The sequence below is a fragment of the Salmonella sp. 741265116_PST genome (genome assembly GCF_046567715.1).
In the GTDB taxonomy this organism is placed as follows: Bacteria; Pseudomonadota; Gammaproteobacteria; order Enterobacterales; family Enterobacteriaceae; genus Salmonella; species Salmonella enterica.
Genome location: NZ_JBKFPH010000002.1, coordinates 1 through 19,384 on the forward strand (window position 1 = coordinate 1; position 19,384 = coordinate 19,384).

17 protein-coding genes and 1 pseudogene are annotated in these 19,384 nt (G+C 49.9%); 13 read left to right on the top strand and 5 right to left on the bottom strand.

Annotation, left to right across the window (positions count from 1 at the left end; genetic code table 11):
* Nucleotides 1-314 precede the first annotated feature (314 nt).
* The gene (locus tag ACLD11_RS01345; protein WP_411014434.1) at nt 315-530 is read left to right on the top strand and encodes a hypothetical protein; all 216 of its coding nucleotides are present in this window, start codon (nt 315-317) and stop codon (nt 528-530) included.
* A 151-nt stretch (nt 531-681) separates the two neighbouring features.
* Here ACLD11_RS01345 and ACLD11_RS01350 read toward each other — a convergent pair whose 3' ends face one another.
* Both ACLD11_RS01350 and yeaG read right to left on the bottom strand, forming a co-directional pair.
* Nucleotides 682-1,968, bottom strand: coding sequence for a YeaH/YhbH family protein (locus ACLD11_RS01350; RefSeq protein WP_061372505.1), 1,287 nt, complete (start codon nt 1,966-1,968; stop codon nt 682-684).
* A 122-nt stretch (nt 1,969-2,090) separates the two neighbouring features.
* Nucleotides 2,091-4,025 (bottom strand): protein kinase YeaG, encoded by a 1,935-nt coding sequence (gene yeaG / locus ACLD11_RS01355; protein ID WP_080160059.1) that lies wholly within the window; start codon nt 4,023-4,025, stop codon nt 2,091-2,093.
* Between the two features lie 426 nt (nt 4,026-4,451).
* On the opposite strand from yeaG, the gene ACLD11_RS01360 reads away from it, so the two are divergent.
* The 3 genes from ACLD11_RS01360 (at nt 4,452) to ACLD11_RS01370 (ending at nt 7,638) form a co-directional block, all read left to right on the top strand.
* Nucleotides 4,452-5,198: a MipA/OmpV family protein gene (locus tag ACLD11_RS01360; RefSeq protein ID WP_411014435.1), complete on the top strand. Its 747-nt coding sequence runs from the start codon at nt 4,452-4,454 to the stop codon at nt 5,196-5,198.
* A 289-nt stretch (nt 5,199-5,487) separates the two neighbouring features.
* A complete protein-coding gene (locus tag ACLD11_RS01365) occupies nt 5,488-6,684 on the top strand; it encodes an anaerobic sulfatase maturase (RefSeq protein WP_411014436.1) in 1,197 nt (398 codons plus the stop codon).
* 96 nt (nt 6,685-6,780) lie between these two features.
* Nucleotides 6,781-7,638 carry an aldo/keto reductase gene (locus tag ACLD11_RS01370; RefSeq protein ID WP_000843751.1) on the top strand — a complete coding sequence of 286 codons (858 nt, stop codon included), beginning with the start codon at nt 6,781-6,783 and terminating at the stop codon, nt 7,636-7,638.
* Nucleotides 7,639-7,736: 98 nt separating this feature from the next.
* Here the strand turns inward: ACLD11_RS01370 and ACLD11_RS01375 are convergent, their stop codons facing one another.
* Together ACLD11_RS01375 and gapA are read right to left on the bottom strand one after the other, a co-directional pair.
* Nucleotides 7,737-8,621: a D-hexose-6-phosphate mutarotase gene (locus tag ACLD11_RS01375; RefSeq protein WP_411014437.1), complete on the bottom strand. Its 885-nt coding sequence runs from the start codon at nt 8,619-8,621 to the stop codon at nt 7,737-7,739.
* A gap of 333 nt (nt 8,622-8,954) precedes the next feature.
* Nucleotides 8,955-9,950, bottom strand: coding sequence for a glyceraldehyde-3-phosphate dehydrogenase (gapA, locus tag ACLD11_RS01380; protein ID WP_000153505.1), 996 nt, complete (start codon nt 9,948-9,950; stop codon nt 8,955-8,957).
* A 341-nt stretch (nt 9,951-10,291) separates the two neighbouring features.
* On the opposite strand from gapA, the gene msrB reads away from it, so the two are divergent.
* Together msrB and ACLD11_RS01390 are read left to right on the top strand one after the other, a co-directional pair.
* Nucleotides 10,292-10,705, top strand: coding sequence for a peptide-methionine (R)-S-oxide reductase MsrB (gene msrB, locus ACLD11_RS01385; protein ID WP_411014438.1), 414 nt, complete (start codon nt 10,292-10,294; stop codon nt 10,703-10,705).
* 41 nt (nt 10,706-10,746) lie between these two features.
* Nucleotides 10,747-11,025, top strand: coding sequence for a YeaC family protein (locus ACLD11_RS01390; protein ID WP_001046864.1), 279 nt, complete (start codon nt 10,747-10,749; stop codon nt 11,023-11,025).
* A 248-nt stretch (nt 11,026-11,273) separates the two neighbouring features.
* Here the strand turns inward: ACLD11_RS01390 and ACLD11_RS01395 are convergent.
* Nucleotides 11,274-11,777, bottom strand: a pseudogene (locus tag ACLD11_RS01395) (glycosyl hydrolase family 18 protein); the annotation flags it as partial.
* A gap of 292 nt (nt 11,778-12,069) precedes the next feature.
* Here ACLD11_RS01395 and ACLD11_RS01400 point away from each other — a divergent pair.
* From ACLD11_RS01400 to ACLD11_RS01430, 7 genes are all read left to right on the top strand, one after another.
* Complete coding sequence (locus ACLD11_RS01400) at nt 12,070-13,146, top strand: zinc-binding dehydrogenase (protein WP_183059125.1); 1,077 nt, start codon at nt 12,070-12,072, stop codon at nt 13,144-13,146.
* A 26-nt stretch (nt 13,147-13,172) separates the two neighbouring features.
* Nucleotides 13,173-14,552 (top strand): MFS transporter, encoded by a 1,380-nt coding sequence (locus ACLD11_RS01405; protein WP_411014439.1) that lies wholly within the window; start codon nt 13,173-13,175, stop codon nt 14,550-14,552.
* 10 nt (nt 14,553-14,562) lie between these two features.
* A complete protein-coding gene (locus ACLD11_RS01410) occupies nt 14,563-15,606 on the top strand; it encodes an NAD(P)-dependent alcohol dehydrogenase (protein WP_411014440.1) in 1,044 nt (347 codons plus the stop codon).
* Between the two features lie 21 nt (nt 15,607-15,627).
* The gene (locus tag ACLD11_RS01415) at nt 15,628-16,464 is read left to right on the top strand and encodes a ketose-bisphosphate aldolase (RefSeq protein WP_000878867.1); all 837 of its coding nucleotides are present in this window, start codon (nt 15,628-15,630) and stop codon (nt 16,462-16,464) included.
* 4 nt (nt 16,465-16,468) lie between these two features.
* A complete protein-coding gene (locus ACLD11_RS01420) occupies nt 16,469-17,416 on the top strand; it encodes a sugar kinase (protein WP_411014441.1) in 948 nt (315 codons plus the stop codon).
* A gap of 9 nt (nt 17,417-17,425) precedes the next feature.
* Entirely contained in the window at nt 17,426-18,409 is a 984-nt protein-coding gene (locus ACLD11_RS01425; protein ID WP_411014442.1) for an aldo/keto reductase, read from the top strand.
* Nucleotides 18,410-18,538: 129 nt separating this feature from the next.
* Complete coding sequence (locus ACLD11_RS01430) at nt 18,539-19,297, top strand: DeoR/GlpR family DNA-binding transcription regulator (protein WP_076726440.1); 759 nt, start codon at nt 18,539-18,541, stop codon at nt 19,295-19,297.
* The last annotated feature ends 87 nt before the right edge of the window (nt 19,298-19,384 follow it).

Genomic DNA, 19,384 nt, shown 5'->3' on the forward strand with positions numbered 1-19,384 from the left:
GCCCGTCAGGGCGAGGCCCATGGATGGGCCGAGTAATCCGTAGCCAACACATAAGCAACTTGATGTATGAAGAGTATAGACTGTTTAAAAATAAAACGTGTTGATGTTATGGAATAAAAATCATTCTCGGTTTAATTGCGGCAATAATTCGATGTGTTGATATTTTCAATGGTTATTAATGGTAGCGAAAGTAAATTTTCAGGTAACGAAGTTACGTTATTCCTTTTAAAAAGAGAAAAACCATTATTATTACCGTGAAAGGAGGAGCGAGTGGGAAGGATATTAGTTATTCTTTTATTCCTGTAGGAGGAATGATGAAAAAGTTGAAAGAAATGGCGGCTATTTTGCTTTTTACATTATTGGCGGCGGGGTTTTCCGCATCGGCTATGGCAGACGGCCAGGCGCCTGGAGGATTTCCAGCAGCTAAAATTAAGCCCGTTGGTGATCATGTACACTGGTGTACTATCGTTTCGCAAGGTGTTATGTATCTGCCGCCGTTTCCAGGCATGGGATGGCCGTGGTGTTCTTAATATTAACGCAAAGGCATAGCGCTAACGAATCAAGTTGTAACACAGGTCAGAGCAGCTTCATTCACGCTATACGCGAATAATGATGTCAGCCGCGAAGGGTGAACGTTAAGTTGCTAATAAACCCGCCCGACATATGAACGGGCGGGTTTATTTATACGTTTTGATTGGCGCTCTGTTTCTGAAACAATTCGCGGAATACCGGGTAAATATCCTCCTGATCGCGAATATGCTGCATGGCGAAGTTATCGAACGTTGCCTGCAGATGTTCATACTCGCGCCATAAGGTCTGGTGGGCGCGGCGGGTAATCTCGATATAGCTGTAATAGCGCACTACCGGCAGTAGCTTTTTCGCCAGAATCTCATAACACAGCGGTGAGTCGTCGGCCCAGTTATCACCGTCTGACGCTTGCGCCGCATAGATGTTCCACTGTCCCGGATCGTAGCGCTCTTTAACCACTTCATCCATGAGTTTAAGCGCGCTGGAAACAATCGTCCCCCCGGTCTCTTGTGAATAAAAGAACTCATGTTCATCCACTTCCTTCGCCTGGGTATGGTGGCGGATATAAACCACTTCGACGTTCTTATACGTTCGGCTTAAAAACAGATAGAGCAGAATGTAAAAACGCTTGGCCATATCTTTGGTTGCCTGGTCCATCGAACCCGAGACGTCCATCAGACAGAACATCACCGCCTGGCTGGAGGGCTCAGGCCGTTTTTCATAATTTTTATAGCGTAAATCAAAAGTGTCGATAAACGGCACCCGCTCGATTTTAGCCCGTAGTTCGGCAATCTCCCGACGTAACCGCTCCTCTTCAAGCAGTTGCGCTGGTTCGCTGTGGCTGATGGTCTCCAGTTCCGTTTCCAGCGCGTGCAGTTCGCGGCGTTTTCCTGCCGTCATTGCTGTACGGCGCGCCAGAGAGTTTTGTAGCGAACGTACCACGCTGATATTGGCCGGCACGCCGTTTGAGGTGAAACCGGCGCGGTGAGTTTTATACTCGTTAAGCTGGCGATGCTGGTTTTTTTTCAGATTAGGCAGCGCTAAATCTTCAAAGAGCAGATCCAGATACTCATCTTTTGAAATCTGAAAAACAAACTCATCCTGGCCTTCTCCGTCCTGGCTGGCCTGACCTTGACCGCTGCCGGAACCGCCGCCGCCACCGCCTTGCGGACGCTCAATGCGATCATTCTGGATAAAGTGATCGTTACCCGGATGGACGCGATGGCGCAGACCGCCGCGCCCCTGATGAAACATCGGTTCGCTAATATCATCGGTTGGAATAGAGACGGACTCTCCGCTGTCGACATCGGTCACAGAGCGTTTATTAATCGCTTCGGAAATCGACTGCTTAATTTGTGCTTTATAACGGCGCAAAAAGCGCTGGCGATTCACCGTGCTTTTATTTTTGCCGTTAAGACGTCGGTCTATGAACCAGGTCATATGCCCCCCGTACTGCCAACTGAGCGCCTGTTCTGTCAGTGCCGGATAGCGCTAACGCTTAGCCAGTCTACAGAACATTACTTTGTAGGCCCGGTAAGCGCAAGCGCCACCGGGCATTAACATCACGACGATTTACGCACGCGCAGGTACCACTCGCACAGCAAACGAACCTGCTTACGGGTATACCCTTTCTCCATCATCCGATCGACAAAGTCGTCATGCTTTTTCTGCTCGTCAGTCGATGTTTTGGCGTTAAAAGAAATGACCGGCAACAGCTCTTCAGTATTAGAGAACATTTTTTTCTCAATCACCGTGCGCAGCTTCTCGTAACTGGTCCAGTTTGGATTGCGGCCGCTATTGTTGGCTCTGGCGCGCAGGACAAAGTTGACGATCTCGTTACGGAAATCTTTCGGGTTACTGATACCCGCCGGCTTCTCAATTTTCTCCAGTTCTGAGTTCAGCGACTCGCGATCGAACAGTTGACCGGTATCCGGGTCGCGATACTCCTGATCCTGAATCCAGAAATCCGCATAAGTCACGTAACGATCAAAAATGTTTTGCCCGTACTCAGAATAAGATTCGAGATAGGCCGTCTGGATCTCCTTGCCGATAAATTCGGCGTATTTCGGGATCAGGTAGCCTTTCAGGAACTCCAGATAACGTTCAGCCTGCTCCTGCGGGAACTGCTCACGCTCGATTTGTTGTTCCAGAACGTAGAACAGATGTACCGGGTTTGCCGCCACTTCGGCATGGTCAAAGTTAAAGACGCGAGAGAGGATCTTAAAGGCGAATCGGGTGGAGAGACCATTCATCCCTTCGTCCACGCCCGCATAGTCGCGATACTCCTGGTACGATTTAGCTTTGGGGTCGGTATCTTTCAGGCTTTCACCGTCATAAACGCGCATTTTCGAGTAAATACTGGAATTTTCCGGCTCTTTCAGGCGGGAAAGAATCGAGAAGCGCGAAAGCGTTTCCAACGTGCCCGGCGCGCAGGGCGCATGAGTCAGCTCGCTATGATTAAGTAGTTTCTCGTAGATTTTGATCTCTTCGGAGATTCGCAGGCAATAAGGCACCTTCACAATATAGACACGGTCGAGGAACGCTTCGTTATTTTTATTGTTACGGAACGTCACCCATTCAGATTCGTTTGAGTGGGCAAGTATGATGCCATTAAAGGGCAGGGCGGAAATACCTTCTGTACCATTGTAGTTACCTTCCTGGGTTGCGGTCAGCAAGGGGTGCAGCACCTTAATAGGCGCTTTAAACATCTCGACGAACTCCATGATCCCCTGGTTAGCGCGGCACAGCGCGCCAGAGTAACCATACGCATCCGGATCGTTCTGGGCGTGATGTTCGAGTTTACGAATATCCACCTTGCCGACCAGCGCCGAAATATCCTGGTTGTTTTCATCGCCGGGTTCCGTTTTGGCGATGGCAATCTGCTCCAGAATGGAGGGCCAGACTTTCACCACGCGGAATTTAGTAATATCGCCGCCAAACTCATGCAGGCGTTTGGCCGCCCACGGGGACATAATCGTACCGAGATAGCGGCGCGGAATACCGTACTCTTTTTCCAGAATCTGCGCGTCTTCCTGCGGATTAAACAGGCATAACGGATGATCGTTGACCGGACTACGCTCGCCGTTGGCGCTTAAAACATAAATTGGCACGCGCTGCATTAGCGATTTCAGCCGTTCAGCGAGCGATGATTTGCCACCCCCCACAGGTCCCAGCAAATAGAGAATTTGCTTCTTCTCTTCCAGCCCTTGCGCCGCATGTTTCAGATAAGAGACAATCTGTTCAATCGCGTCTTCCATGCCGTAAAACTCTTCAAACGCAGGATAGCGAGCAATAACCCGGTTGGAGAAGAGTCGGGAAAGTCGGGGTTCCTGGGCAGTGTCGACCATATTAGGCTCGCCGATAGCCATTAATAGCCGCTCTGCCGCGTTGGCATAAGCACTGCGATCTTGCCGACAAATGGTAAGAAAATCCTGCAGTGTGAACTCTTCGTCCTTGGCAGCTTCGTAACGCTGGCGATAGTGATCGAATATATTCATGATATGCCATCCTTTCGTTTTTTCGCACATGTTAAGAGCCGTTCATATGAATAGTAGAGGCTCCCGGAAGAGGTAGACTGAACGCCGTCTCTGCTAAGGAAAAAAAAGCAACTCTCATGCCATTTTATTGGTCAGAAGATCAACGTGTCCGGTGATACACCTTCTTAACATTAAGCGTAGATGGCATTTGCAAAACTTGCCTGTACGCGTCAGTGGATTTCGATGACATATCAATAACTCATCAGGTAGAAAAGGCTGGTGGATATCAGAAAAAGCGTTCCCGGTCACATAACGATCATCAGCCGATCATCTGAAAATAATCTGTGATGGTGATATTAAACGGTTACATTGTGTAAAATAGTTGGGCTTACAGGTATTGGCGGTTACACTTTTGCCGCAGAACATTTGAATAAGGAATTATGGATTGTGACCAAACTTAAACTTCTGGCTCTTGGCGTGTTTATTGCAACGCCCGCCAGCGTCGCGCACGCTGAAAGCAACCTGACGTTGGGCGCAGGCGTTGGTGTGGTTGAACACCCTTATAAAGATTATGATAGTGATGTTTATCCGATACCGGTCATCGCTTATGAAAGCGAAAACTTCTGGTTCCGTGGTCTGGGCGGCGGGTACTACTTGTGGAATGACAATGCCGATAAGTTGTCAATCATAGCATACTGGTCCCCGATGTACTTCAAACCGGGCGACAGCGATGACCATCAGTTGCGTCGTCTGGACAGGCGTAAAAGTACTATGATGGCGGGCGTCTCTTACGCGCATCACACCCAATATGGGTTCTTGCGTACCTCACTGGCTGGGGATACGTTGGATAACAGTAACGGTATTGTCTGGGATCTGGCCTGGCTCTATCGGTATACCAATGGCGGGCTGACCGTAACGCCAGGTATCGGGGTTGAATGGAATAGCGAGAACCAGAACGATTACTATTACGGCGTATCACGTAAAGAATCTTCGCGTAGCGGCCTGCGCGGCTATAACCCGAACGATAGCTGGAACCCGTATCTTGAACTTAGCGCTAACTATAATTTCGCCGGTAACTGGAGCGTATATGGTACTGCGCGCTACACCCGCCTGTCGGATGAAATTACCGACAGCCCGATGGTGGATAAATCCTGGACCGGTATCCTTTCTACTGGCGTGACCTATAGATTCTGATTGATTGAATTTGCCGGAAAAACCACGACAAAGCCTGCGTTATGCAGGCTTTGTGCTGTCTGAAACGCGAACATGACGGCTTGCATAAATGCGCTGTTGACCGGGGATGGCGCAGCCTTACGTGATTTATACTTTGTTACATCAATTTAAAAAACTAGCCTTTTATATGAAAAATCCAGGTGATTACAACTGCGCTAACAATTAGCGTAATAATTGTTGCAATGCTGGCTGATATCGCCCTGTCACGTCCCGCTTATGCTATACCCATTCTTCACAGCGAGTAAGACGAATGAGCATAGTATTCAATACCGTAGCCAGGCCCGGCGGCAGTCTGTGTAACTTATCCTGCAAGTACTGTTTTTATCTTGATAAACCCCGGGGGCAGCGCGTCATGCCTGACGATGTGCTGGAGACGTATATCCGCCGGGTAATTGATGATACGCCATCCTCAGAGGTCTCGTTTTGCTGGCAGGGGGGAGAGCCGACGCTATGCGGTCTTTCTTTTTACCAAAAAGTGGTGCGCTTGCAGCAACGCTATGCCAACGGCAAAACTATCTACAACAGTCTGCAAACCAATGGCGTATTAATCAATGAAGAGTGGGCGGCATTCTTTGCGCAGTATCAGTTCCTGATGGGTATATCGATTGATGGGCCGCAAGTCGTTCATGATAATTACCGGAAAACGCCGTCAGGGCGGGCGTCTTTTTCCCGAGTCGTTAATGCTATCCGCCTTCTGCAGGCAAATGATGTCGAGTTCAACACGCTCACTGTCGTGAATGATGCGTCATGCCGTCATGGCAATGCTATTTATCATTTTTTGACGCAGGAACTGGAAAGTAAACACCTGCAATTTATTCCCATTGTTGAGCCGCTCGCGCAAAAAGCGCAGCGTTCTTTGACGTTATCTGACAATGAGGATTCGCCTTCGCTGATGCCCTTTTCCGTCACGCCTGAAGGGTGGGGCGCCTTTATGTGCGATGTTTTTGATCAATGGATACGTCACGATGTCGGACGCATATTCGTACAGCTTTTTGACAACTTACCTGGCGTCTGGATGGGGGAGCCCGCCACGCTTTGTACGATGCAGTCGACCTGCGGGCAAAGTTTGCTGGTGGAGCAGAATGGCGACGTGTTTAGCTGTGACCATTTTGTTTTTCCCGCCTATAAACTGGGCAATCTGCAGCAACACTCTTTAGAAGAAATGGCGGCCTCTCCTTTTCAGCAGCAGTTTGGCGCGGCTAAAGCAAACCTTTCCTCACGCTGCCAGAACTGTACGTGGCGCTTTGCCTGTCACGGCGGTTGTCCGAAACATCGAATTTGTATGGACGGCGGCGAACGGCAAAATTATCTCTGTAAAGGATATCTGGAGTTCTTTCAACATGTGACGCCCTATATGAATGTGATGCGTCAATTATTACTGAATCAGCGACCCGCCGCGCATATTACCCGCATCGTCGACATGATTGCGGATGACGTTCGTCAGTGACAAGAAAATCGCCCCCTTGCGCGGTATGATGCCGGACATTACCGTAGGGTCTAAGAGTCCTGTATTGTTTTACCGTCGAGTGACATTGAAAAGGAAATGAAATCAGTGAAAAACGTAACGTTTTGCGGGCAGGTGACGCTTCCTGCCATCGGACAGGGAACATGGTATATGGGCGAGCGCGCGGATCAACGTCAGCGCGAGGTTTCGGCGCTGCGCGCGGGGCTGGATTTGGGGTTACGCCTTATTGATACAGCGGAAATGTATGCCGACGGCGGGGCGGAAAAGGTCGTGGGCGAGGCGTTAGCAGGGCGACGCGATGAGGCATTTCTGGTGTCAAAAGTGTACCCGTGGAACGCTGGCGGCCAGAAGATAGTTGCCGCCTGTGAAGAAAGCCTGCGTCGTCTGAAAACAGATTATCTCGATCTCTATCTATTGCACTGGGCCGGAAGCTTTTCATTCGAAGAGACCGTTGAAGGTATGGAGCGGCTAATCGCGCAGGGGAAAATTCGCCGTTGGGGAGTCTCTAATCTTGATTATGACGATATGCAGGCGCTGTGGCGCATCCCTGGTGGACAGCAATGCGCGACAAATCAGGTGCTCTATCATCTGGCGTCACGCGGTATTGAGTATGATTTATTGCCGTGGTGTCAACAACAGCGAATGCCAGTGATGGCCTATAGCCCGTTGGCGCAGGCTGGCCGGTTACGTAGCGGTTTACTGAATCATCCGGTGGTGAATGAAATTGCGCAAGCGCATAACGCTACGGCGGCGCAAATCTTACTGACGTGGGTGATTGCGCATCCGGGCGTGATGGCGATCCCGAAAGCCGGAAGTACAGAACACGTGAAGCAAAATGCGGCGGCGCTTGAGATCGCCTTGTCAGCAAACGAACTTGCCTTACTGGACAACGCCTGGCCTGCGCCAAAAGGGAAAACCGCGTTGGATATGGTGTGACGCCGGATAAAATGCGTAAGCGCCGCCATCCGGCAAGTCATGCCTGATGGCGGCTGACGCCTTTCAGATCCTATAGCAACGCCGTTATCCATTCACTTTTAGCGTTTAGCGACGCAGATAGTCTGCGCCAGACGAGAGGGGTTTTCTTCTGTGGCTTGTTGCGGCGCAGTAGCGTAAACCGTTTCAACGCAGACAAACGTTTTATAGCCGTCATCCGGCATGTCGCCCATGCTGACGGACAACGCCGGGCCAGGGTTCCAGCCTACGACGTTAAGGTGATGGTGGTGGACCACATCAATCGTGCGGTTTAATGCCGCATCGTGGATCACGCTACATGCTTCAGGATTGAGGTAAACGCGATCGGTACGGTCCGGAAAGGTTTGTATACCGCCGGCCAGGACACCTTCTTTAGCGTCGTTAACTTTATCAATAAACCGATCGCCGAGTCCGCTGACCTTAACGTTGGCGATGTCGCCAACGTTAAAATAGCTGTGGAGCGCGGATGTGGTTGCAAACTCGCCATGCGCTTCCAGTTCAATTTCACAGGTTTTGCCCACTTTAAAACGTGCCAGCAGCGTGAAATCGTGCGGCCAGTATTTCCGGGTGGCTTCACTGCTTTGCAGCTCAAATGTCAGCATTACGCCATTATCATCTTCATTATGCGCTTTTAGCGCCCACGGTAGATTACGCGCAAAGCCGTGTGACGGCAGACCCTGTTGAGCCGCAGGTCCAAACCAGGGCCAGCAGATCGGTACGCCGCCGCGTAGCGCCACGCCGGTTTTGAAAGGCGTATTATTACTGAGCCACAATACCTCTTCCTCGCCAACGGGTTTCCAGGAGAGAAGGTGCGCGCCCTGTAATGCAAAAGAGGCTTTAACCTGCGGATGGTCAACGACGATCAGATCCAGGTCATCAAGCTGACGACGGGAAAGGACAGGGGTAAGCTGTTCGATAACCGGGAGGGCAAAAATTTTATTAATCATTACGCAATCCTCTTAACCCTAAATAATTCGAGTTGCATGACAAGGCGCTTGTGCCTTGACCAGTGCTTGCGCTGGCCCGTAGAGGCGAGGCCGCAGGCCGAGTAACGCGGCAAGTGACGACAAATTCATCGGGAACGAATTTGAACAACCGTAGGTAACCTTCGGCCAGGGACATGGACATCCCTGATTCATCCCGATAAGTTCGACTTCCGTCAGTGATTCGGGTGAGAAAGCATAGCCAACACACCTGCAACTTGAAGTATGACGGGTATATCTTTAAGCAAAAAAAAGAGCGACCTGAGTCGCTCTTACCAATGACTGTGTCATCTCAACTTATTTGGAGATGTGAGCAATCAGGTCCAGTACTTTGTTGGAGTAACCGGTTTCGTTATCGTACCAGGAGACCAGTTTCACGAAGTTGTCGTTCAGCGCGATGCCTGCTTTAGCATCGAACACGGAAGTGCATACTTCGCCGTTGAAATCGGTAGATACAACGTCGTCTTCGGTGTAACCCAGAACGCCTTTCATTTCGCCTTCGGCAGCAGCTTTAACAGCAGCTTTGATCTGCTCGTAGGTAGCCGCTTTTTCCAGACGAACGGTCAGGTCAACAACGGATACGTTCGGAGTAGGAACGCGGAACGCCATACCAGTCAGTTTGCCATTCAGTTCCGGCAGTACTTTACCTACCGCTTTAGCAGCGCCAGTAGAGGACGGGATGATGTTCTGAGATGCGCCGCGGCCGCCGCGCCAGTCTTTGTGAGACGGGCCGTCAACGGTTTTCTGGGTTGCGGTAGTCGCGTGAACAGTGGTCATCAGACCTTCGATGATGCCGAAGTTGTCGTTGATAACTTTAGCCAGCGGCGCCAGGCAGTTGGTGGTGCAGGAAGCGTTGGAAACGATGTCCTGGCCTTCGTATTTGTCAAAGTTAGCGCCTTTAACAAACATTGGGGTGTTGTCTTTAGACGGACCCGTCAGAACCACTTTTTTCGCGCCAGCGGTGATGTGTTTACGCGCGGTTTCGTCAGTCAGGAAGATACCGGTAGCTTCAGCCACTACGTCAACACCAACTTCGTCCCATTTCAGGTTAGCCGGATCGCGTTCAGCGGTAACACGGATTTTTTTACCGTTAACGATCAGATGACCGTCTTTCACTTCAACAGTACCGTCGAAACGGCCGTGAGTGGAGTCATATTTCAGCATGTATGCCATGTACTCTGCGTCTAACAGGTCGTTGATTGCAACGATCTCGATGTCAGAACGTTTCTGAGCAGCACGGAAAACAATGCGACCGATACGGCCAAAACCGTTGATACCTACTTTGATAGTCATATATTCCACCAGCTATTTGTTAGTGAATAAAAGGTTGCCTGTAAAATTACAAAAACCTTACGCAGCGTCAAGCGGAATCGTGTCAATCATTGCGACAAATCAATCCTCTGCACAACCTTTGCGCGGCTGATTCGCCTCACTCTTCCTTTCGGCTTGAAACCACATGGGGGCGCCGCCCCGAATTTTAAAGGGCAACCGAGATAATAATGTGACATCAGTCACGATTCGTGAGCCGCCATTTCGCAATGATCAAGTTTAGAACAAAAGTTGGTACTGAGGTGTTAATGTTTTGTTAGAATCGGTCAGGCAATGTGAGCACGTTTAAAGTGAGATGTGAGCAAATGGCTAACCAACCTTCAGCAGAAGAACTCAAGAAAAAATTGTCCGAAATGCAATTCTATGTGACGCAGGATCGTGGCACAGAACCGCCATTTACCGGACGCCTGCTACATAATAAACGCGATGGGGTTTATCACTGCCTGGTCTGTGATACGCCGCTTTTTCACTCCCACACCAAATACGATTCAGGCTGCGGCTGGCCTAGCTTTTACCAGCCTGTCAGCGAAGAGGCGATTCGTTACATAGACGATTTTTCTCATGGCATGCAGCGTGTCGAAATTCGTTGCGGTAACTGCGATGCGCATCTCGGACACGTTTTCCCGGATGGTCCGCAGCCAACCGGTGAGCGCTATTGCGTTAATTCGGCCTCGCTGGCCTTTTCTGACGAGAAAAACGGCGATCAAGTGAAAGGCTGAAAAAACGATTCAGCAAATTATTCCACAGGAGCGGACACATCATGAATCTTGATGAGATCATTAACAGCATGACGCCGGAAGTGTATCAACGTTTATCCACCGCCGTTGAGCTGGGTAAATGGCCGGATGGCGTGGCGTTGACGCCGGAACAGAAAGAAAACAGCCTGCAACTGGTGATGCTATGGCAGGCGCGGCACAATACCGAAGCGCAACATATGACGATCGATACTCACGGTCAGATGGTGATGAAAAGCAAGCAGCAGCTCAAAGCGGATTTCGGTATTACGTCAAAGCCGATTGCGACATTGAAAATGCAGTAACGGCAGCCGGATAAGAGGTAGTCGCCATCCAGCGGTTTCATTGCCAATGCGTTGTGCTTACCGGGCCTGCTCATTGCTGTCAGGCACAGGCCCGCCATATTTTTACCCATTAACGCTTAGAGCCTATCCCCCCAGGCGTTATTGGCGCAGCCAGTTTGGACACGGACAGCGCGCAAAAACCGGAGCGTACACGTAGTACGTGAGGATTTTGAGCACTGCCCAGGACCAAAATGGCAAGTAAAATAGCCCTAATGGGATAGGCTCTTAATGTCCAGCGAGTCCGCCAACTGTGTCGCTAACTGGTTATTGTCATCGGCGGCCTATTCCCAGAACATTGCGCCGGCCAGCTCGCGCTTTTTAATCTGGTCCGCTTTGATCGCCACGGGGTGCGGATTTTCATAAGAGAGGGCAAATAGTGCCTTCCCCAGGCAGACTTCACTGACAGCGGCGGCAGGCAAGGCGTTTGAGTCATACCGATTGGCGTTGAAATACTGTGTGCCATAGGGCCATGTCGTAAGTCATCAGATTGGTAAAGTCGAGCAACGGGGTTATAGCTTTCACGTCCAGCCAGCTTTCGGACTTTTCGCATTCGCGCCGACGGCGAGGGTGACCCGTTTTTGGGGCCCATTAGCTGACGAAGCGCTTTTAAATGCGACATTAACCGAATATTCCCAGTCAAGATCGATCCCATCAAAGCCATATTTGTCGACAATCTCCTGCGCCGATTTAATAAACACCGCACGGGCTTCTTTAACGATCCTCTTTGGCATTTAAAACAGAAACACGCCACAGAATGGAGTGGCGAAAAAATAACCGCAGCAGATTAGCATCTTCATCCATGGAAACCTGCGCAGGCGTTCACGCCGTCTTTCGCGATACGGCTTCCATCTTTTTGGTTTTATCGCCGTTTGTTTCGTTGAGTTTGTGATCTTGGTTGGCAAATACAGATCATTATCTGTGTTTTAAAGATTTATCGTTGACCTTAAAGATTTTATGGTTAAGTATGATGAGCATTGATGCACACCAAACACAAAGGAAGATGCAATGAAAGCACTGGCGAGATTTGGCAAGGCCTTTGGCGGCTACAAAATGATTGATGTCCCGGAGCCGGTATGCGGTCCGGAAGACGTGATTATCGAAATCAAAGCGGCGGCGATCTGCGGCGCGGATATGAAGCACTATAACGTTGACAGCGGGTCCGACGAATTTAACTCCGTTCGCGGTCATGAATTCGCCGGGCGTATCGCGCGGGTGGGCGAAAAAGTGAAAGACTGGAAAGTCGGCCAGCGCGTGGTTTCTGACAACAGCGGACACGTTTGCGGCGTTTGTCCTGCCTGTGAACAAGGTGATTTTCTGTGTTGTACAGAAAAAGTGAATCTGGGTCTGGATAACAACACCTGGGGCGGTGGATTCTCCAAATACTGCCTGGTTCCGGGAGAAATCCTGAAAATCCATCGCCATGCCCTGTGGGAGATCCCGGAAGGCGTGGATTACGAGGAAGCCGCAGTACTGGACCCTATCTGCAACGCCTATAAATCAATCGCCCAGCAATCCAAATTTTTACCCGGCCAGGACGTAGTAGTCATCGGCACCGGTCCGTTAGGCCTGTTTTCGGTCCAAATGGCCCGCATTATGGGGGCGGTAAATATCGTGGTGGTTGGCCTGGATGAGGATGTTCCTGTCCGTTTCCCTGTGGCCAAAGAACTCGGCGCGACGGCGTTTGTTAACGGCTCCACGGAAGATGTCGTCGCACGCTGCCGGGAGATTTGCGGCAAAGACAACCTCGGTCTGGTGATCGAATGCTCCGGTGCCAACATTGCGCTTAAACAGGCCATCGACATGTTGCGGCCAAATGGTGAAGTGGTTCGCGTCGGTATGGGATTTAAGCCGCTCGATTTCTCCATCAACGACATTACCGCGTGGAACAAAAGCATCATTGGGCATATGGCCTATGACTCTACATCCTGGCGCAATGCGATTCGCCTGCTTGCCAGCGGCGCTATCAAAGTAAAACCAATGATCACCCATCGTATCGGTCTTTCTCAGTGGCGCAAAGGCTTTGACGCAATGGTCGATAAGACAGCCATTAAAGTGATCATGACCTACGACTTTGATGAATAACCCTTCTGCTAAAGGAACGTTATCGCATGGAACAGATAACAAAACCGCACTGCGGCGCCCGGCTGGATCGCCTGCCGGATTGCCGCTGGCATTCATCAATGTTTGCCGTCGTCGCCTTTGGTCTGCTTGTTTGCTGGAGTAATGCCGTCGGCGGATTAATTCTTGCCCAGCTCAAGGAGTTAGGCTGGACCGATAATTCCACGACAGCCACCTTCTCCGCCATTACCACAGCGGGGATGTTTCTCGGCGCGCTGGTGGGCGGCATTATCGGCGATAAAACCGGGCGCAGGAACGCCTTTATTCTTTATGAGGCAATCCATATCGCCGCGATGGTGGTTGGCGCATTCTCACCGAATATGAGCTTTCTGATTGCCTGTCGTTTTGTGATGGGCGTGGGATTAGGGGCACTACTGGTCACGTTGTTCGCCGGATTTACCGAGTATATGCCCGGCAGAAATCGCGGCACCTGGTCGAGTCGTGTTTCGTTTATTGGCAACTGGTCATATCCATTGTGTTCCCTGATTGCAATGGGGCTGACGCCGCTAATTAGCGCGGAATGGAACTGGCGCGTGCAGTTACTGATCCCGGCTGTGCTGTCGCTGATTGCTACCGCGCTTGCCTGGCGATACTTCCCTGAATCTCCCCGCTGGCTGGAATCTCGCGGGCGTTATCAGGAAGCCGAAAAGGTTATGCAGGCCATTGAAGCAGGCATCGAACGTCAGACAGGAAAACCGCTGCCGCCGGTTGTTATTGAAAACAGCGGCAAGCCGCCGCGTTCCGTACCGTATTCAGCGTTGCTCACTGGCGTATTACTGAAACGCGTTATTTTGGGTTCCTGCGTGCTGATTGCCATGAACGTTGTGCAATACACGTTAATTAACTGGCTGCCCACCATCTTTATGACGCAGGGCATCAACCTCAAAGATTCGATCGTTTTAAATACCATGAGTATGTTCGGCGCACCGTTTGGCATATTTATCGCCATGCTGGTAATGGATAAAATTCCGCGCAAAACCATGGGTGTCGGTTTATTAATTCTGATTGCCGTGCTGGGATATATTTATTCGCTGCAAACCAGCATGTTGCTTATCACCTTAATCGGCTTTTTCCTGATTACCTTTGTCTATATGTATGTCTGTTATGCCTCGGCGGTCTATGTGCCGGAGATCTGGCCAACAGAAGCGAAACTTCGCGGTTCCGGCCTGGCGAACGCTGTCGGCAGAATCAGCGGTATCGCTGCCCCCTATGCGGTGGCGGTATTACTCAACGGTTATGGCGTGACGGGCGTTTTCGTCCTGCTGGGCGCTGTCTCGATTATCGTCGCCGTCGCAATAGCGACTATCGGAATTGAGACCAGGGGTGTTTCGGTCGAAAGTCTGGGCATTGATAAGGTCACGAGTAAATAAAGGAATAAAAATGAAAAATTCAAAAGCGATATTAAAAACGCCAGGCACCATGACAATTATGGCGGCTGATATTCCAGTACCAAAAGAAAACGAAGTATTGATCAAAGTTGAATATGTTGGTATTTGCGGTTCAGATGTTCACGGTTTTGAATCCGGGCCATTCATTCCGCCGAAGGATCCAAATCAGGAAATTGGTCTCGGTCATGAGTGTGCCGGAACGGTCATTGCGGTCGGCAATCGGGTAAGCAAATTTAAGCCAGGCGATCGGGTTAATATCGAGCCGGGCGTGCCGTGCGGCCACTGCCGCTATTGTCTGGAAGGAAAATACAATATTTGTCCGGATGTTGATTTTATGGCGACGCAGCCGAATTATCGCGGGGCCTTAACGCACTATCTGTGCCATCCGGAAAGTTTTACGTACAAGCTTCCGGACAATATGGACACTATGGAAGGTGCGCTGGTGGAACCCGCTGCTGTTGGAATGCATGCGGCAATGCTGGCGGATGTTAAACCGGGTAAGAAAATCGTCATTCTCGGCGCGGGCTGCATTGGTTTAATGACCCTGCAAGCGTGTAAGTGTCTGGGGGCGACCAATATCGCGGTAGTGGATGTACTGGAAAAACGGCTGGCAATGGCTGAACGACTGGGAGCGACAACCGTTATCAATGGGGCGAAAGACGATACTGTCACGCGCTGCCAGCAGTTCACCGACGATATGGGCGCCGATATTGTGTTTGAAACCGCCGGTTCCGCCGTCACAACTCAGCAAGCGCCGTATCTGGTCATGCGCGGCGGGAAGATCATGATTGTCGGCACTGTCGCAGGAGATTCAGCGATTAATTTCCTCAAAATTAACCGTGAAGCCTCCATCCAGACGGTATTCCGCTATGCCAACCGCTATCCGGTGACTATTGATGCCATCTCCTCCGGGCGTTTCGATGTGAAATCAATGGTGACGCATATTTACGATTACAAAGACGTACAACGTGCATTTGAAGAGTCGGTGAATAACAAACGCGACATTATTAAAGGCGTTATTAAAGTTTGCGATTAATAAAAAACGGGAGAAACAGCGATGTTGGCAGATATAAAATATTGGGAAAATGATGCACAAAATAAACATTACGCGATTGCGCACTTTAACGTGTGGAATGCGGAAATGTTGATGGGAGTGATTGATGCGGCGGAAGAGGCAAATTCGCCGGTTATTATCTCCTTTGGTACCGGATTTGTGGGCAATACTTCATTTGAAGACTTCTCTCATATGATGGTTTCCATGGCTAAAAAAGCCTCTGTGCCGGTAATTACCCACTGGGATCATGGACGTAGCATGGACATTATCCATAATGCCTGGGCGCACGGCATGAACTCGCTGATGCGTGACGCTTCATCCTTTGACTTTGAAGAAAATATTCGCCTGACCAAAGAAGCCGTTGATTTCTTTCATCCGCTGGGTATTCCGGTAGAGGCGGAGTTAGGGCACGTAGGGAACGAAACGGTGTATGAAGAGGCGTTGGCAGGGTATCACTATACCGACCCGGATCAGGCGGCGGAATTTGTAGCGCGTACCGGTTGTGACTCGCTGGCGGTCGCCATCGGCAACCAGCATGGCGTGTACACCTCTGAACCAAAACTGAATTTTGAGGTCGTGGAGCGCGTGCGCCAGGCAGTTTCCGTACCGCTAGTGTTACACGGCGCTTCCGGCATTAGCGACGCGGATATCAAAAAAGCCATTTCGCTGGGCATCTCGAAAATCAATATCCACACCGAACTGTGTCAGGCCGCGATGGTAGCGGTAAAAGAGAATCAGGATCAGCCGTTCCTGCATCTGGAACGCGAAGTACGCAAAGCGGTAAAAGCCCGCGCGCTGGAAAAAATCAAACTGTTTGGTTCAGATGGTAAAGCGGAATGATGATATGGACGAAATCGAAGTTCTTTGCATAGGGGCGGCCATTGTCGACATTCCTTTGCAACCGGTTAGTAAAAATATCTTTGATGTCGATTCGTATCCATTAGAACGAATTGCCATGACCACAGGGGGAGATGCGATTAATGAAGCCACGATTATTTCGCGTCTCGGGCATCGCACTGCGCTAATGAGTCGCGTTGGCGACGATGCGGCAGGATATTTTATTCTCGACCACTGTCGGAAGGAGAATATCGATATTCAGAGCCTGAAGCAGGATGCTGATATTGATACCTCAATTAATGTTGGGCTGGTGACTGATGATGGTGAGCGCACCTTTGTCACTAACCGTAACGGCAGCCTGTGGAAGCTAAATATTAACGATGTCGATTTTGACCGTTTTTCTCAGGTCAGGCTGTTATCACTGGCAAGTATCTTTAACAGCCCGCTGCTGGATGGCAAAGCATTAACGGCTATTTTTACGCAGGCGAAAGCGCATCAACTGGTTATCTGCGCTGACATGATCAAACCGCGGCTGAATGAAACTCTGGACGATATTCGCGAAGCGCTAAATTTTGTCGATTATCTGTTTCCTAATATTGATGAAGCCAAAAAACTGACCGGGAAAGAGACGCTGGATGATATTGCCGATTGTTTTTTGCAATGTGGCGTAAAAACGGTGGTGATTAAAACTGGCAAGAAAGGCTGCTTTATCAAACGTGCCGATATAAAAATGGAGGTGCCTGCGGTGTCAGGCATTACCGCCATCGACACTATTGGCGCTGGCGATAATTTTGCATCGGGATTTATCGCCGCGCTGCTGGAGGGAAAAACGCTGCGTGAATGCGCACGGTTCGCCAATGCGACGGCCGCGATATCGGTACTCAGCGTGGGCGCCACAACGGGCGTGAAAAACAGAATGCTAGTGGAACAACTCCTGAATGAATACGAAGGGTAATAGCGGCAGATGAAAATGATACCTTTAGGTAATACAGATATAGCGCTTTCCCGTATGGGACTCGGCACCTGGGCTATCGGCGGCGGCCCGGCATGGAATGGCAACCTCGATATGCAGGTCTGCATCGATACTATCGTTGAGGCGCACCGTTGCGGTATTAACCTGATTGATACGGCGCCGGGCTATAACTTTGGCAATAGCGAAGTGATTGTCGGCCAGGCGCTGAAGAAATTACCGCATGACGAGATGGTGGTGGAGACCAAATGCGGGATCGTCTGGGGGCGGGAAGGGAGTCTGTTCAATAAAGTCGGCGATCGCCAGCTTTATAAAAATCTTTCTCCGGACTCTATTCGTAAAGAAGTCGATGCCAGTCTCCAGCGACTAGGGATTGATTATATCGATATCTATATGACCCACTGGCAGTCGGTACCGCCGTTTTTTACGCCGATTGCAGAAACCGTTGGCGTGCTCAATGAGCTGAAAGCAGCGGGGAAAATCCGTTCTATCGGGGCGGCGAATGTAGATGTCAGCCATATCCGCGAATACCTTAAACATGGCGAGCTGGACATCATACAGGCGAAATACAGCATTCTTGACCGGGCGCTGGAAACGGAGCTGCTGCCGCTATGCCGCGAGCACGGCATCGTGGTACAGGTTTATTCGCCACTGGAGCAGGGATTGTTAACTGGCACCATTACCCGTGACTATGTTCCCGGCGGGGCGCGAGCGAATAAACTCTGGTTCCAGCGTGAGAATATGTTGCGGGTTATTGATATGCTGGAGCAGTGGCAGCCATTGTGCGACAAATACCATTGCGCCGTCCCGACGCTGGCGCTGGCGTGGATATTGCGACAAAGCGAACTGATTTCGATACTGAGCGGCGCCACGTCGCCGGAGCAGGTACGAGAGAATATCGCTGCGCTGTCCATCACCTTAACGGATGACGATGCGTTATTGATGAGACAAATGGCGGAAGCGCTGGACAATCCATAAGCAATACATTACACCTCTTTTTTGGCGAAATGCAGATAAAATCTGTTATTCAAACGGCTTATTTTGAAAGTAAACATAGTCTGTGAGATACTCAACGTTTATCATGACGTCGAAAACAGAGGTGTAATCGTGGCGGCGAAAGACAGGATTCAGGCGATCAAACAGATGGTCGCTAATGATAAAAAAGTAACAGTCTCTAACTTGAGTTCAATTTTTCAGGTAACCGAAGAGACAATTCGACGCGATCTGGAAAAACTCGAAGATGAAGGCTTTTTGACTCGAACTTATGGCGGTGCGGTATTAAATTCGGCAGTGCTGGCTGACAATATCCATTTTTATAAGCGTGCAAAATCGTTCTATGAAGAGAAGCAAATTATAGCCCGTAATACGCTTCCGTTTATTAAAAACAAAACAACGATGGCCGCCGATTCCAGCAGTACGGTAATGGAATTGCTAAAACTTCTGAAAGACCGAAATGATCTTACTTTGTTAACTAATTCAGCGGAAGCTTTCCATGAACTGGCGCAATCGGACATTAATCTTGTTTCTACGGGCGGCGAGTTAAATAAAAATACGCTATCGCTGCAGGGGCGTATCACTAAAGAAATAATCAGCCGTTATCATGTTGATATTATGGTGATGAGTTGTAAAGGGCTGGATATGGCGAGCGGGGCGCTTGATTCTAACGAGGCGGAGGCTGAAATCAAAAAAACGATGATTCGCCAGGCCACAGAGGTGGCGTTATTGGTGGACCAGTCAAAATTTGATCGTAAAGCGTTCGTGCGGTTGGTCGATTTTAGTCATATCCATTACCTGATAACGAATAAAACGCCAGGTGATGAATGGGTCGCATTTTGCGACAAAAATAATATCCAGCTTGTCTATTAATCGATAGATTACCCTTGCCTGGATTGTTTTCGCCTGGACTATGCCAAAAAAAACGGCAGATGATAGCAAGTGCGGCAAATACCCTTT

Bases quoted from the DNA above. Each gene is read 5' to 3' on its own strand.
- ACLD11_RS01345 (WP_411014434.1), top strand. From the start codon at position 315: ATGAAAAAGTTGAAAGAAATGGCGGCTATTTTGCTTTTTACATTATTG.
- ACLD11_RS01350 (WP_061372505.1), bottom strand. From the start codon at position 1,968: ATGACCTGGTTCATAGACCGACGTCTTAACGGCAAAAATAAAAGCACG.
- yeaG (WP_080160059.1), bottom strand. From the start codon at position 4,025: ATGAATATATTCGATCACTATCGCCAGCGTTACGAAGCTGCCAAGGAC.
- ACLD11_RS01365 (WP_411014436.1), top strand. From the start codon at position 5,488: ATGAGCATAGTATTCAATACCGTAGCCAGGCCCGGCGGCAGTCTGTGT.
- ACLD11_RS01370 (WP_000843751.1), top strand. From the start codon at position 6,781: ATGAAATCAGTGAAAAACGTAACGTTTTGCGGGCAGGTGACGCTTCCT.
- ACLD11_RS01375 (WP_411014437.1), bottom strand. From the start codon at position 8,621: ATGATTAATAAAATTTTTGCCCTCCCGGTTATCGAACAGCTTACCCCT.
- gapA (WP_000153505.1), bottom strand. From the start codon at position 9,950: ATGACTATCAAAGTAGGTATCAACGGTTTTGGCCGTATCGGTCGCATT.
- msrB (WP_411014438.1), top strand. From the start codon at position 10,292: ATGGCTAACCAACCTTCAGCAGAAGAACTCAAGAAAAAATTGTCCGAA.
- ACLD11_RS01390 (WP_001046864.1), top strand. From the start codon at position 10,747: ATGAATCTTGATGAGATCATTAACAGCATGACGCCGGAAGTGTATCAA.
- ACLD11_RS01400 (WP_183059125.1), top strand. From the start codon at position 12,070: ATGAAAGCACTGGCGAGATTTGGCAAGGCCTTTGGCGGCTACAAAATG.
- ACLD11_RS01405 (WP_411014439.1), top strand. From the start codon at position 13,173: ATGGAACAGATAACAAAACCGCACTGCGGCGCCCGGCTGGATCGCCTG.
- ACLD11_RS01410 (WP_411014440.1), top strand. From the start codon at position 14,563: ATGAAAAATTCAAAAGCGATATTAAAAACGCCAGGCACCATGACAATT.
- ACLD11_RS01415 (WP_000878867.1), top strand. From the start codon at position 15,628: ATGTTGGCAGATATAAAATATTGGGAAAATGATGCACAAAATAAACAT.
- ACLD11_RS01420 (WP_411014441.1), top strand. From the start codon at position 16,469: ATGGACGAAATCGAAGTTCTTTGCATAGGGGCGGCCATTGTCGACATT.
- ACLD11_RS01425 (WP_411014442.1), top strand. From the start codon at position 17,426: ATGAAAATGATACCTTTAGGTAATACAGATATAGCGCTTTCCCGTATG.